This is a genomic window from Pseudogracilibacillus amylolyticus (SeqCode) (genome assembly GCF_051918545.1).
GTDB lineage: Bacteria > Bacillota > Bacilli > Bacillales > Amphibacillaceae > Pseudogracilibacillus.
This window is the reverse complement of the sequence record NZ_JBPPZG010000092.1, coordinates 1-14,996: the sequence shown is the minus strand read 5'-3', so window position 1 is coordinate 14,996 and position 14,996 is coordinate 1. Positions and strand designations below refer to the sequence as shown.

General features: G+C 37.2%; 13 protein-coding genes and 1 riboswitch. Of the genes, 1 reads left to right on the top strand and 12 read right to left on the bottom strand.

Annotated elements, in window-relative coordinates:
- Together ACPYKA_RS11385 and ligD are read right to left on the bottom strand one after the other, a co-directional pair.
- On the bottom strand, nt 1-966 hold a 966-nt coding region (locus tag ACPYKA_RS11385; RefSeq protein ID WP_479542404.1), incomplete at its 3' end, for an FAD-binding dehydrogenase.
- Nucleotides 967-1,037: 71 nt separating this feature from the next.
- Nucleotides 1,038-2,846, bottom strand: a complete 1,809-nt coding sequence (gene ligD / locus ACPYKA_RS11380; RefSeq protein WP_479542403.1) for a DNA ligase D — start codon at nt 2,844-2,846, stop codon at nt 1,038-1,040.
- 100 nt (nt 2,847-2,946) lie between these two features.
- Here ligD and ku point away from each other — a divergent pair, with 100 nt between their 5' ends.
- Entirely contained in the window at nt 2,947-3,780 is an 834-nt protein-coding gene (gene ku / locus ACPYKA_RS11375; protein WP_479542402.1) for a non-homologous end joining protein Ku, read from the top strand.
- A gap of 67 nt (nt 3,781-3,847) precedes the next feature.
- On the opposite strand, the gene ACPYKA_RS11370 is transcribed toward ku, so the two are convergent.
- From ACPYKA_RS11370 to ACPYKA_RS11325, 10 genes are all read right to left on the bottom strand, one after another.
- Complete coding sequence (locus ACPYKA_RS11370; RefSeq protein ID WP_479542401.1) at nt 3,848-4,099, bottom strand: hypothetical protein; 252 nt, start codon at nt 4,097-4,099, stop codon at nt 3,848-3,850.
- A 140-nt stretch (nt 4,100-4,239) separates the two neighbouring features.
- A riboswitch (cobalamin riboswitch) is annotated at nt 4,240-4,439 on the bottom strand.
- Between the two features lie 36 nt (nt 4,440-4,475).
- Nucleotides 4,476-5,120, bottom strand: a complete 645-nt coding sequence (locus ACPYKA_RS11365; RefSeq protein WP_479542400.1) for an SDR family oxidoreductase — start codon at nt 5,118-5,120, stop codon at nt 4,476-4,478.
- Nucleotides 5,121-5,441: 321 nt separating this feature from the next.
- Nucleotides 5,442-6,728, bottom strand: coding sequence for a phosphopyruvate hydratase (eno, locus tag ACPYKA_RS11360; RefSeq protein ID WP_479542399.1), 1,287 nt, complete (start codon nt 6,726-6,728; stop codon nt 5,442-5,444).
- 237 nt (nt 6,729-6,965) lie between these two features.
- Nucleotides 6,966-8,498 carry a 2,3-bisphosphoglycerate-independent phosphoglycerate mutase gene (gene gpmI / locus ACPYKA_RS11355; RefSeq protein WP_479542398.1) on the bottom strand — a complete coding sequence of 511 codons (1,533 nt, stop codon included), beginning with the start codon at nt 8,496-8,498 and terminating at the stop codon, nt 6,966-6,968.
- The gene (gene tpiA / locus ACPYKA_RS11350) at nt 8,495-9,256 is read right to left on the bottom strand and encodes a triose-phosphate isomerase (protein WP_479542397.1); all 762 of its coding nucleotides are present in this window, start codon (nt 9,254-9,256) and stop codon (nt 8,495-8,497) included. The genes gpmI and tpiA overlap by 4 nt, the downstream gene beginning before the upstream one ends.
- A gap of 12 nt (nt 9,257-9,268) precedes the next feature.
- Entirely contained in the window at nt 9,269-10,453 is a 1,185-nt protein-coding gene (locus ACPYKA_RS11345) for a phosphoglycerate kinase (protein ID WP_479542396.1), read from the bottom strand.
- 621 nt (nt 10,454-11,074) lie between these two features.
- A complete protein-coding gene (gap, locus tag ACPYKA_RS11340; RefSeq protein ID WP_479542395.1) occupies nt 11,075-12,082 on the bottom strand; it encodes a type I glyceraldehyde-3-phosphate dehydrogenase in 1,008 nt (335 codons plus the stop codon).
- A gap of 24 nt (nt 12,083-12,106) precedes the next feature.
- Entirely contained in the window at nt 12,107-13,132 is a 1,026-nt protein-coding gene (locus ACPYKA_RS11335; protein ID WP_479542394.1) for a sugar-binding transcriptional regulator, read from the bottom strand.
- Between the two features lie 155 nt (nt 13,133-13,287).
- Nucleotides 13,288-13,542 carry a glutaredoxin family protein gene (locus tag ACPYKA_RS11330; protein WP_479542393.1) on the bottom strand — a complete coding sequence of 85 codons (255 nt, stop codon included), beginning with the start codon at nt 13,540-13,542 and terminating at the stop codon, nt 13,288-13,290.
- A 5-nt stretch (nt 13,543-13,547) separates the two neighbouring features.
- Entirely contained in the window at nt 13,548-14,189 is a 642-nt protein-coding gene (locus tag ACPYKA_RS11325) for an NUDIX hydrolase (RefSeq protein WP_479542392.1), read from the bottom strand.
- Between the last annotated feature and the right edge of the window lie 807 nt (nt 14,190-14,996).

Below are 14,996 nucleotides of genomic sequence, written 5' to 3'. Positions count from 1 at the left end.
AAAACCTGGTAGGTTGGGTACTGGGAATCGATTTCCTTCTGCATCAAACCACATGGAAGAAGGACCGGGAAGGATACGAATGCCATGCTTTTCCCAGATCGGACTCCAATTTTTAATCCCTTCCGTATAGTGCCACATTCGGTCACGATTGACGATACGACCTCCGATTCTTTCCGTAATTTCAAGCATACGTCCATCTACATGCTTTGGAACACCTGAAAGCATTTTTTCTGGAGCTTTTCCTAATCGCTCAGGCCAATTTTTACGAATCAAATCAAAATTTGCCCCTATTCCACCACTACAAATAATGACCGCTTGTGCTTCATACGAAAAATCGCCAATTTCTTTTCGTGAACTCTCTTCTCCCCTTCTGATAGAAGTCGGCTCTAATATAGCTCCAGTAACTCCTGAAATGGAATTATTTTTTACAATCAATTCATCCACACGATGACGAGGTAAATATGTAACGGATCCTGCCTCTATTTGTTGATGGAGTAATTTGACAAATGGCGCCACAATGCCTGGTCCAGTCCCCCAAGTAATATGAAAACGAGGTACAGAGTTTCCGTGACCTTCTGCTAAATACCCTCCTCGCTCAGCCCAACCGACTACTGGGAAAATGCGGACTCCTTTTTCATATAACCAATCACGTTTTTCATATGTAGCAAAATCAACATACGCCTCAGCCCATTTCAGTCCCCAAAAATCTTCATCTTCTAATCGATCATATTCAGCACTTCCAAGCCAATCTTGCCAAGCTAATTCTTTAGAATCTTTTATTCCCATACGTCTTTGCTCAGGTGAATCTACTAAAAATAATCCTCCGAACGACCACCATGCTTGACCACCTAATGACTGTTCACCTTCTTGATCAAGTAACAATACTTTTTTTCCGCTCTGTGCAATTTCCGTAGTCGCTACAAGTCCAGCGAGTCCTGCTCCAATGACAATAACATCAATTTCCATCTTATCGCCCCCCTTTTTAATAGTATTATAAAGTGTTTTACTATTTTTGAAAGTATATTCTCTCTCTTCTGTTAATTTGACCGAATTAAATCGAGTGTTTTCGTTAACGTTTGTTCCCTTGCCGCTTCAAAATGAAAGATCCAAGGACATCCCACTGTTTTAACTCGTTCTACAACATTTTCTATCGTAAATTGGTTCGGCTCCAAATTCTCGGTAACTTCTTCCCAATATAATGGTGTTGCAACAGTTGCGTCTTCTGTTTTACGTGGAGAATAAGGAGCAATAATCGTTTTGTTCTTTCCATGCTGGACATAGTCAATATAGAGACGTCCTCCGCGATTCTTTTTAAAACGTTCTATCGTAAAAAGATCTGGTGCTGCATTTACGACAATTTTTGCGATTGTTTCCGTAAAAATGGCAGTTTGCTCAAAGCTTAACCGATTAGTTGGAATTGGGATATGAATTTGAAGCCCTTTATTTCCCGAAGTTTTAATAAATGAAATGAGTTCTAGTCCATCTAACAATTGTTTGATCATCTTCGCCGCTTTAATTGCGAGCACAAACTGTTCTCTGCTAGGTGGATCCAAATCAAATACAATTTCATTTGGATACATGCTATCAATTGTTTGAAATGGGACATGATATTCAATCGCACTATGATTTGCAAACCATATAAGCGACTCTAATTGATTACAAATTTGAACCCGTTTATCCTTTTCTTCCATATAATCAATATAATCAGGTGCATAACTAGGTAAATTTTTTTGAAAAAAAGATTTTTCTTCTATTCCATCTGGACAGCGAATAACAGTAAGAGCTCGGTTTTGTACGTACGGAATAATATACGGATAAATCTCTCGCATATATATAAGTAAGTTACCTTTTGTGAGACGTTTTTTTGGCCAAAAGATTTTATCTTCGTTTGATATATCTACTTTTTCAGGTAGCATAGCTAAATCCAATTCCAACCTTTCTTTCGTACAATCTTCTGGCGCTAATGTTGGAAGTAGTTCAGCAAATTCCGGCTCTCGCAATTCGTGGTCATGTAAATCTAATGTATAAATGGAGGCACATATTGCTGGAGGTAATTTCATCATTTGTTCCTCTTTTTCACCGTTTGCCATAAATACATTTTTTAATGACGACATTTCTTCTTCACTTAAACCATGTTTACATTTTCCAATAGAAACCGTTGTTGCATGATGATAAATCCCGGTTTGAAAATAATCATTTTTTAAATCATATGCTGTTAGAAAAACATGTATTTTTCGCCAGTTTTTTTCTTTTAACCAATCACTGTGTGCTTTCCCACGTACATATAAACTTGAGGCTCGTTTCGCCACAATGCCCTCACCTTTATGGTAAAAAACAATAGCAGAAATTTCTTCATAGTTTTCATATGATTTAATCATTTGTAGGGGCTTATCCTCTTTTCCTTCTAGCTTTTTAAATAAATTAACTAACTGTTTTTTTCTGTCTTTTAAGGACGTTTGACGGTAATCTTTTTGACCTTGTTGCAACAGATCAAAAGCAATAAATGTAGCTGGTCTCTCGATTGAAAGTTTGGCAATTTTCTCTTTTAATTTTAAGCGACCACGTTTTTGTATAGCTGAAAAATTAGCTTGATACGCATTATTTAGCACAACTAATTCCCCGTCTAATTGAATAGGTAAATTTCCAGTAAAAATCGGTTCAATTTCTTTACAATAAGCTAAAACTTCAGGGAAATTTTCAGTTAAATCTATATTATTCCTACTAATAATTTGAATATTATTTTTGCTCCACAATAGCGACGCACGGAAACCATCATATTTGACTTCATAAATCCAATCTTTTTTCGGGATTATTTTTGCTGTTGGGATAGGTTGCATTAATTCCATTTTATTTTCACTCCTCCGTTCCTTAATGATAAGTTGTGCTTTTTAAAGGATAAAAATGCAAAAGCATACACAAACTAAATTGAAAAGGAGGCGTCTTTTCATGCATACCATGTGGAAAGGAACCATCAGTTTTGGACTAGTCAATATTCCTGTAAAGATGCATGCTGCCACAGAAAATAAAGATGTGAAATTAAGACAACTTCACAAAGAGTGTCAAACACCTATTAAGTATCAAAAAGTATGTCCGGTTTGCGATCGAAAAGTAGAAGAAGAAGAAATCGTTAAAGCGTATGAAATTACGAAAGACAAATTCGTTATGTTAGATGAAGAAGATTTAAAAGCGCTTAAAAAAGAACAGGGGGATAAAGCAGTTGAAATTATCGATTTTGTAAAATTAGAAGAAATTGATCCAATTTATTTCGAAAAAAGTTATTATTTATCACCTGGTGACGGCGGATCCAAAGCATATTCTCTACTTCGTACCGCTTTAGAGGAAACTGGAAAAATTGGTGTAGCGAAGATGATGATTCGCTCAAAAGAACAGCTTGCTGTAATTCGCTTTTATGAAAATACACTCGTTGTAGAAACGATTCATTATCCAGATGAAGTACGTAAGGTTCAAGATGTACCTAATGTACCGGAAAAAGTAGAAATTGTGAAGAAAGAACTGGATACTGCAAAATTATTAATCGACCAACTGACAACAACGTTTGATCCAGAGAAGTACACAGATGAATACCGTGCCGCGCTACTTGAGACAATCGAAAATAAGAAAGCCGACAAAACTGCAACAGTTACCGGTAAAGCAGGGCAGAAGAAACCAGACAATGTTACTAACTTAATGGATGCACTCCAAGCATCTTTGGATAAAGCAAAGAAAGAAAAAACAAAACCGAAGAAAAAAACGACAACAGCGAAAAAAGCGGCGAAATGAACTAAGGGGTGTCCTTTTATATTTTTAGGACAACCCCATTATCATTAATAGTATTTCTGAATTAAACTTATATTTCTAACGGATCTGCTTTTTGGCGACCTGCCACTCGTTCATTCACTATTTCATAAGCTTTGTTTAAATTTGCAAAATAAGTCTCTTTCACTACTTTTACTTCATCTAATTTTTGGATATCATTTATTAATTTTATATACCCTTCTTCGAGTGAAAGACTCTTTTCTATAACAAGCCTGTTCATTATCGTTGTCTGCAATCGCTCGATGAAGTAATTTACTGTTCCGTACAGTTTGAACACCTCCATAGTCTTTTTCCACTAAAAAAACAACCCCTATAAAAGAAGGTTGTTCGTTGTGTATGATTCAAATCAAAATAAGCCTCGGCGTCTTTATTTAAAAATCACCGCGCTTTTTTACCAACACCTCCTATCCTCCGTAGGAACTGATGTACGAGATCAAATAGGCAGGTCTCCTGGCTCATAATCATCGCTTTTCGATCCTTCCCGTCTTCATAAATATGGAAAACAGTGGATTATTTCGAATCGCTCCTATACACAGTTGCGGGACAGCGCCGGATTTTAACCGGACTTCCCTTTTAAGCAATAAAGATAATTTCTTTATTACACCTATTTCTCCTATATTCAGTTTATAGCTTCATTATATCATTAAGTTTTTTTATTACTATAATCTTTCGAATGCATTCTCGATAACTTCTTCCCCTTCTAATGCATCAAATGAGCGGTTAAACGTTTTTTCATTATCCAAACAGGCAAAAACAATTTTAGCAACATCCGCTCTTGGAATTTTCCCGCCTTTGGATAAATTTTCACCAATCAACACTTTCCCTGTGCCAGGATCATTCGTCAGTCCACCTGGTCGAACGATCGTATACGTTAATCCACTTCTTAACAATTCTTTATCAGCATAATGTTTAGCGACATAATAATGACGGATTTTTTCATTCCAATTTTCTCGGTTATTTGCCTGAAATGCACTTACCATAACGAATCTCTTGATTCCAACCTGCTTGGTAGCCTCAATCGTTTTCACTGCACCGTCGAGATCTACTAATAAAGTCTTGTCTGCACCTGTATGACCCCCAGACCCTGCAGTAAATACAACTGCATCACAGCCGGCAGCTGCTGTTGCTATCTTTTCAACGCTACCTTCTAAATCTGCCACTACCGCTTTAACACCTTTTTGTTGAAACTCGTTTGCCTGTTCTTCTTTTCTTACCATTGCCACGGGAGTATGTTCACTCTCTTTTAATAAGTCAATGAGCTGTTTTCCAATTTGTCCGTTTGCCCCTACTACCAATACGTACATTTTCATGCCCCTTTCTTTAACGATTGCTTATGTACATTGTAATCGAGTTTGCAGACATTTTTAAATGAATTGTTTTTTAACCACAGAGTTTACGATTTATCCAGAGGAAACACGGATTAACCACGAAGATCTGAATTTAACCACGCAAACTATGAAATAATCACGGAAAAAAGCAATTATCCACGCAATTCGTGATTTATCCACGGGAAATGACAATTAACCATAAGGAAAAGTTTATCCACATCATTCATGAATTCAGAGCAATTACCCCATAAAAAAATCATCAGCGTTCTATCACACTGATGATTTTTCCAATTCGTTTTATTTCTTTAAGTTGTAAAAAGCTTCATATCCAGCGTATTCACCGATTCCGGCAAGTTCGTCTTCAATACGGATTAATTGATTATATTTTGCCACTCTGTCTGTTCGGGATGGTGCACCGGTTTTGATTTGTCCAGCATTTGTTGCAACAGCTATGTCTGCAATTGTTGCATCTTCCGTTTCTCCTGAGCGGTGCGAGATTACAGCAGTATAACCAGCACGTTTTGCCATTTCAATCGCTTCAAATGTTTCGGTTAATGTTCCAATTTGATTCACTTTGATTAAAATAGAGTTTCCAACACCTTGTTCAATGCCTTGCGCAAGTTTTTCTGTGTTTGTTACGAAAAGATCATCTCCAACTAATTGAACACGTGCTCCAATTCGTTCTGTAAGTAGTTTATGACCTTCCCAGTCATTTTCATCGAGTCCATCTTCAATCGAAATAATCGGGTATTTTTCAATTAATTCTTCATACCAATCGACCATTTCTTCAGAAGTACGAACAACACCTTCACCTTTTAAATTATATTTTCCGTCTTCGTAAAATTCGGATGACGCAACGTCCATTGCAAGTTGAACTTCTTCTCCAACTTTATATCCTGCTGCTTCAATCGCCTCTGCAATTGTTTGTAATGCTTCTTCATTGGAAGACAAGTTAGGTGCAAAACCACCCTCGTCACCTACTGCAGTATTAAGTCCTTTATCTTGTAATACCTTTTTAAGTGCATGAAAAACTTCAGCTCCAATACGCACAGCTTCTTTAAACGAAGGTGCTGCAACCGGCATGATCATGAATTCCTGGATATCAACGTTGTTATCTGCATGTTCTCCACCATTTAAAATATTCATCATCGGTACAGGTAGAACATTTGCATTAAATCCACCTAAATAATTATATAGAGGAATATTTAAGTGTGATGCTGCTGCATGAGCCGCCGCCATGGAAACGCCTAAAATAGCATTTGCTCCTAAATTACTTTTGTTCTCTGTATCATCAAGCTCAATCATAATTGCATCGATAATATTTTGTCGAGTAACATCAAGTCCAAACAGCTCCGGAGCAATTTTTTCATTGACATTATCAACTGCTTTTAAAACACCTTTACCTAAATAGCGATCTTTATCACCATCTCTTAGTTCAACAGCTTCATATTCTCCTGTTGACGCTCCACTCGGAACTAAAGCAACTCCAAATGCACCTGATTCTGTTGAAATTTCGACTTCCACTGTTGGGTTACCACGAGAGTCGAGCACTTCTCTAGCATAAACATCTGTAATATAAGGCATTTCAAATCTCTCCTTTATATTGAATATATTTTTTAATAAAATTTTCCTAAAGCTTAGGACTACTGCAGGTTGAAAATCAAAATCTTAGTGAACGGCTCGACATCTTGAGAATCCACTCAACGTCTTAGTGATCGACTCGACATCTTGGATATCCACTCGACGTATTGGTGATCGACTCGACATCTTGAGAATCCACTTGACGTATTGGATGTCCATGTCCTGGAATTGGACCCAAAATTAATCCATTATTAATGATTTTCCGGTCATTTCTTTCGGTTGTTCTATTCCTAATAACTCTAACAATGTTGGTGCTAAATCTGCCAAAATCCCCCCATTACGAACCGTTATTCCTTTTTTCGTTATAATCACTGGTACTGGGTTTGTCGTATGGGCAGTCATTGGCTTACCATCAGGTGTAACAACTTCATCGGAATTCCCATGGTCAGCTGTAATAATCGCTTCGCCGCCTAGTTCAATAATTTTGTCAACCACTTTCCCTAAACATTCATCAACTGCTTCAATCGCTTTAATCGTTGGTTCCAATTTTCCAGAATGTCCAACCATATCTGGGTTGGCAAAATTTAAAATAACAGCATTCAGTTCGCCTTTTTCCAATTCCTCGAGTAATGCATCGGTTACTTCATAAGCACTCATTTCCGGTTTTAGATCATACGTTGCGACCTTAGGGGAATCGATTAAGATTCGCTTTTCTCCCGCAAATTCTTCCTCACGACCACCACTCATAAAGTACGTAACATGTGGATACTTTTCTGTTTCAGCAATCCGCAACTGTTTTTTGTCATTTTTTGCAAGGACTTCACCGACTGTATTCGTTAAATTAATTGTATCAAAAGCAACCGGCGCTTGAATCGTATCACTAAAATTTGTCATTTGAACAAAAAACAGATTTTCTATTTTACGCTCGCCCCGGTCAAACTCATTAAAATTCTCATTTGCGAAAGTTTGCGATAATTGAATTGCTCGGTCTGGTCTGAAATTAAAAAATATAACAGCATCATCATCATTAACCGGACCGACTGCTTCCCCACGCTCATTCATGATAACTGAAGGTAAGACAAATTCATCATATACTTCCTTTTCGTATGAGTCATGAACAACTGCTTCAGCACTGTTAAATTTAGGTCCTTTACCGTCTTTAATCGCGTCATACGCCAATTTTACTCGTTGCCAACGCTTATCCCGATCCATAGCATAATAACGTCCTGAAACTGTGGCAAACTTTCCTACCCCAATTTCCTTCATTTCGTTTTCCATCTGTTCTATGTATTCTAATGCTGTTTGAGGGCCGACATCACGTCCATCTAAAAATGCATGGATATATACTTTTTCTATATCGCTTTTTTTCGCTAATTTTAATAGTGCAATCAAGTGATCAATATGACTGTGAACCCCACCATCGGATAGCAATCCGAATAAATGAAGGGCACTATTATTTGCTTTTACTTGTTCTAATGCTTTTAGAAAAGTTGTATTTTTATAAAATTCACCTGATGCAATTGCATTATTTATTCTGGTTAAACTTTGAAAAACGATTCTTCCTGCTCCGATATTTAAATGGCCAACTTCCGAATTTCCCATTTGTCCTTCGGGGAGACCAACAGAAAGACCGCTTACGTGAAGTTGATTATGCGGATAACTGTTCCAATATCGATCGAAGTTCGGCTTTTTTGCTTGTGCTACTGCATTTCCCTGTTCTTCAGTTCGGCATGCAAACCCATCTAAAATAATAATTGCCGCTAAGTTTGTCATGATGCATTATTCCCTGCTTCCACTAATTGTTTAAAAGAATCCGCTTCAAGACTAGCTCCGCCAACAAGTGCTCCGTCAATATCACTCATTTTAAGTAACTCTTCAATATTGGCTGGTTTTACACTCCCACCATACTGAATAGTAACTTGAGAAGCAATTTCCTCTGAAGTTTGTTGACGAATTACTTCACGAATATGTGTACACACTTCATTTGCATCTTCACTAGATGCAGTTTTCCCTGTACCAATAGCCCAAATCGGCTCATAAGCAATAATCGTTTTTGTAATTTGTTCTTCACTCAAATTACTTAAAGCTACCTTTACTTGATTTTCTATATGGGCTAATGTTTCGTTTGCTTCACGCTGTTCTAATGATTCACCAACACAAACAATCGGAATGAGACTATGTTCAAAAGCAGCGAGGGCTTTTTTATTTACTGTTTCATCTGTTTCATTAAAATATTCACGTCGCTCAGAGTGACCAATCACGACATGCGTTACACCAATATCACTTAGCATAACCGGACTAACCTCGCCCGTAAATGCACCTTCTTTTTCGAAATGCATTGTTTGAGCAGCCACTTTAATATTTGTACCTTCTGTTTGTTCGACTAAGCTTTGTAAATATACAAATGGAGCACAAATAATTGCTTCTGTTTGCTCATTTGTGTCGATGTCTCTAACCGATTCAATGAACGACAAAGCTTCTTGTTTTGTTTTATGCATTTTCCAGTTTCCCGCAATTATTTTTTTTCGCATTAGATACTCTCCTTACTCTTTATCGTCTAGTGCAACAATTCCTGGAAGATCTTTTCCTTCCATAAATTCGAGTGATGCGCCGCCACCCGTTGAAACATGATCCATCTTATCTGCTAATCCAAATTGTTCTACCGCAGCTGCTGAATCACCACCACCAATGACAGTATAACCTTTTGTTTCTGCAAGTGCTTCTGCGACAGCCTTTGTTCCGCCGCTAAAGGCTTCCATTTCAAATACACCCATCGGTCCGTTCCAAACTACGAGTTTCGAATTTAAAATAACATCACGGTAAGTTGCTGCCGTTTCAGGACCAATATCGAGGCACATCCAGCCTTCTGGAATCTCATTTGCGGCAACTGTTTTATTATTAGCACTTTCTTTAAACGCATCCGCCACAACTGCATCTGTCTGAATGTAAAACTTTACCCCTTTTTCTTCTGCTTTGTTCATAAATTCTTTCGCTAAATCTATTTTATCCTCTTCTAATAAAGAATTTCCAATTTCATACCCTTTTGCTTTTAAAAATGTGCAAGCAAGTCCACCGCCAATTAACAAATTATCGACAATATCTAAAAAATTATCGATCACATTAATTTTATCTTTTACTTTAGAACCGCCAATAATAGCTGTAAATGGTCGTTCTGGGTTCGCTAATGCTTTTCCAAGTACATCGATTTCTTTTTCCATTAAAAATCCGGCAGCTGCAGGAAGCTGTTCAGCTACACCTGCTGTAGAAGCATGTGCCCTGTGAGATGTTCCAAATGCATCGTTTATGTAAATGTCAGCCATTTCTGAAAAAGCTTTGACAAGGTTTGGATCGTTCTTTTCCTCGCCAATCTCAAAACGGACATTTTCAAGTAATAACACATCACCGTCTTGTAAAGCTGCGATTGCTTGATTCACTTCTTCACCAATTACAGTATTTGTTTTTGCAACTTTTTTTCCAAGCAACTCACTTAACCGTTTTGCAATAGGATCAAGTCGTAATTCTTCTACTATTTCACCTTTTGGGCGTCCTAAATGGGTTGCTAAAATTACTTTTGCACCTTGATCAATCAAGTGCTCTATGGTTGGGAGTGCGGCTTTAATCCGTGTATCATCTGTAACTGTTCCATTTTGCATTGGGACGTTAAAATCTACACGACAAAAAACTCTTTTTCCTTTTACCGCCATTTCTTTTAACGTTTTCTTGTTCATATGAAAAAACCCCTTTACATTTCTTCACGTTATTACATATCCTTTTCCATTATACGTCAGTCTGTTCTAAATACATAATTTTTATATGGATTTAAGAAAGCTCGGACACAGTTGAAGGAAACTGGGCAGTAAATTCGGTTAGTAATCAACTTACCGCTACGGAAATACACTGCGCTTTCCGTGGGCGGCTGTTGAGCCTACTCGTCGCTTCGCTCCTACGTAGTCTCATCTAGGCCTATCCTCCCATAGGAGTCTCCGTGTATTTCCTCCGCTGGTACTGTGGAGGATAAATGTTCTATACCGGGGATTCACCGATCTAGTTGATTGTAGTGGAGGGCAGTCGACTCCTGCGGGAAAAGCACGTGTCTGAAGACTCTGCAGGAAGCGCCTTTTGCTTCCGGAAGAGGCTGAAGCCGTGCCCGCGGAAAGCGTACTGCCCGGAGCGAAAATCAACGGCGATTTTACTACACAGTTTATGGAAAGGCTACAAAGACACTGATAGAAAAATCCGAACTAATACAAACTTTAAGTGAAAAAATTTGAATTATAGTTCGGATATTTCTATGTTTAAAATTCTATTGCACCAGCCTAATTAGTTTGTCCGAAAGATTTAGATTTTTATTATAGTCCTTTTTCTTTTAAAAACTTCGCTAAGTCAATACAACGTGAAGAGTAACCCATTTCGTTATCATACCATGAAACTACTTTAACCATATTGTCCTCTAGAACCATTGTTGAAAGTCCATCAATAATAGAAGAATGTGTATTACCAACAATATCTGTAGAAACGAGCGGCTCAACTGAGTACTCTAAAACACCTTTTAACTCATCTTCAGCAGCTTCACTTAGGACAGTATTTACTTCTTCAACTGTTACATTTTGATCCAATTCTGCAACTAAATCGACAACAGAACCGTCTGGAACAGGAACCCGAATTGCCATCCCATTTAACTTGCCGTTTAATTCAGGTAATACTTTTCCAACTGCTTTTGCTGCACCGGTTGACGTTGGAATAATATTTTCAGCTGCTGATCTAGCACGACGATAATCTTTATGAGGTAAATCCAAAATTTGTTGGTCATTTGTGTACGCATGAACTGTTGTCATCAACCCGCGCTGAATACCAAATTTATCATGTAATACTTTGGCAAGAGGGGCTAAACAGTTTGTTGTACATGATGCGTTTGAAAGAATATCATGTTTATCTGCTTCATATTCGTCTTCATTCACACCCATTACAATTGTAATGTCCTCATCTGTTGCCGGCGCGGAAATGATAACTTTTTTTGCACCAGCTTCTAAATGTTTACTTGCATCTTTTCGATTTGTGAAGCGGCCTGTCGATTCAATCACTACTTCCACACCATGGTCTTTCCAACCAATATTGATCGGATCTTGTTCAGAGTAAACGTGGATTTTCTTACCATTAATAATCAGATCATCCCCATCAACTTCTACCTCTGCATCAAGTCTTCCATGTACAGAATCATATTTAAGTAAATGTGCCAACATATCTGCATCTGTCAAGTCATTAATTGCTACTACCTCAACATCATCATTCTTTAATGCCTGTCTAAAGATATTTCTTCCAATTCGTCCAAACCCATTAATACCAATTTTTACAGTCATTTGACTTCCTCCCTAATTTGTTTTTTATAATAAATGTTTTTTAACAATTTCCTTCGCTGCAGCTTCGTCCGTTATGAGCACATCGCTTTTACCTTGTTTCATGTAAGAGGCAATTGCTTGAGCCTTTGACTTTCCTCCAGCGACAGTGATAACCTTATTAATATTCTTTAAATCTTCCAAATGGATTCCAATTGTTCTTACTTTGTGAACAATATTCCCCGCTTTATCGAAATAATAACCAAATGCTTCACTCACTGCTTGTTCGTTAATTAATTGCTGGACAGTGCTGGCTGAAGTTTTCCTTCGCTCGGCCATTGTCAGGGCATCACCTATTCCATGTAATACAATATTTGCATGCTTAATTAAATTTAGTGTTTCCATAATCGAAGGTTCTTTAATCATGGATTGATACAAATCTTCACTTAATGGATCGGGAACATGCAACAATCTGTAGTCCCCTTTTTCAGCTTTCGCCATTTGTGCGACAATGGTGTTCGCTTGGTTCTCTACTTTTTCACCGACACCACCCCTGGCAGGAACAAATAAACATTCAAATCCTTCCAATGGAACCATCGCATTTGCTACAGCAGCCATGGTTGTTCCTCCAGTAACAGCAATTGTTGCGTTATCCTCCATGACTGTTTTCAAAAATTGTACAGTTGCCCTACCTAGTGCTTGCTTCACATATGGTTCTACATCGCTATCTCCAGCAACAATAATGACGTTTTCAATTGCTGTTTTACTTCTTAATTCATTTTCTAAAGAAGTTAAACCGGAAACCTCACGAATAAAAGAGTGCAATCGATCGACGATATTTTTCCCCTCATCCGTAATTAACATTCCTTTCGTCGTAATATCAATTAATCCTTGGTTCTCTAATAAGGAAATTTCATTACGAATATATCTCTCCGGCATATTTGTGTGATCGACGATTCCCCTTCTACCAATCGGCTGAAACAGATAAATCGTATAAAGAACGGTATATCTGTTTTGCATTGTTTCCAGTAAATCTGGGTAGATTATTTTTTGTAAATGGATTAATTCTTTCACACAAAAAACTCCTTTAACATGAAGGATGAAACTACTGCACTCAAACACTCGGGTCAATTATGTCCCTATAGTTAACTTTTCGTCCCACTTGTTGTAAAAAAATAAGCAGTGTATGATGCTTCTTTTTAAATTCTATCATACACTTCAATGAAAAATCAATCCTTTTTTCCTATATTTTCTTGTAACGCTTTTTCTAATTGTGGTAAATTCATTGCTTCGCACGTTAACAATGTATCTTTAATTCGTACTGCAGGTATTAACAGCTGATACTCCTCCAACCAACTGTCGTTTGTATAAATATCCCTTTCTTCGAGTTCAAACGAATAATAATTTTTCAGCATCATAATAAGTGCATAGGCATCGTCACATAAAGAACAATTATGTTTCGTATAAAATTCAAGTTTTACCATATTTGTCATCCTTCATTCGGTATACATTTTTTTGTGTGGATTATTTCAATAAAATGCTTAATTATTTTTGCTGTTAAGCCCCAAATTACTCTGTCATTATATTTATAGAAAAGTTCCTCTACCTTACGAGTTCGCCAGTCATAATCCTCACCATCTTGGATGAGATGATATGGAAAGTTTGCTTCAGGAACAACTTCTAAATTCACATAATAAATATCCGGTTCTTTTTCAAGAAAAAAGGTGAGTGGAACTGTAAATACTTCTGCAACTTCTGCTTTATTTAACACCATTTTTTCTAAGCTCATTATTTCCCCCGCATACGGATATATTACTCGACCGTCCGGAGCAACGATATAGTCCAATGGGAAGACATGCCTAATCGTGGCGGGAGTTATCCCTAATTCTTCCGTTGTTTCTCTAATTGCACATGCAAGCGCATTTGCATCCTCTTTATCGATCCTTCCCCCCGGAAAGCAAACATCACCCGGTTGACTTCTCATTTTGAGGGAGCGTACTTCAAATAAAATATGAATCTCCTTTTCAATTTCTACAAGCGGCAGCAGTACAGCATATTGTTTGAAAAATTTTTGATCCATTACAGAAGGTTGCCGATTAATTAATTTCTTTAATATAGCTTGAGCATCCACATTATCATCTCCATACACAATCAATTCTATTATACTAAGATTTCATGTGAAATGAAAAAATAGCGCCTTCCTTATAAAGGATGTAAAGTATTGATTCGGCGATTCCGACTAACAATTCAGCGCAAATGTCATTCAATTCAGCGAATCTAATTTTTATTCAGCGATTTCGACCAAGAATTCAGCGTTTATTTAAATAATTCAGCGCTACTAAGATTTCGTGTGAAATTAAAAATAGCGCCTTCCTCATGAAGGATGTAAAGTATTGATTCAGCGATTCCGTTCAACAATTCAGCGCAAATGTTCTTCAATTCAGCGAATCTAATTTTTATTCAGCGATTTCGACCAAGAATTCAGCGTTTTTTTAAATAATTCAGCGCTACTAAGATTTCGTGTGAAATGAAAAAATAGCGCCTTCCTCATGAAGGATGTAAAGTATTGATTCAGCGATTCCGACTAAGAATTCAGCGCAAATGTCCTTCAATTCAGCGAATCTAATTTTTATTCAGCGATTTCGACCAAGAATTCAGCTTTTTTTTAAATAATTCAGCGCTACTAAGATTTCATGTGAAATGAAAAAATAGCGCCTTCCTCATGAAGGATGTAAAGTATTGATTCAGCGATTCCGTTCAACAATTCAGCGCAAATGTTCTTCAATTCAGCGAATCTAATTTTTATTCAGCGATTTCGATCAAGAATTCAGCGTTTTTTTAAATAATTCAGCGCTTTAATCTTTAAGCAAAATTTTCCATTGACATTTTTCTTTTTTATGTGACAATTAATATCATAAAATGAATATTTTCCTTTAAA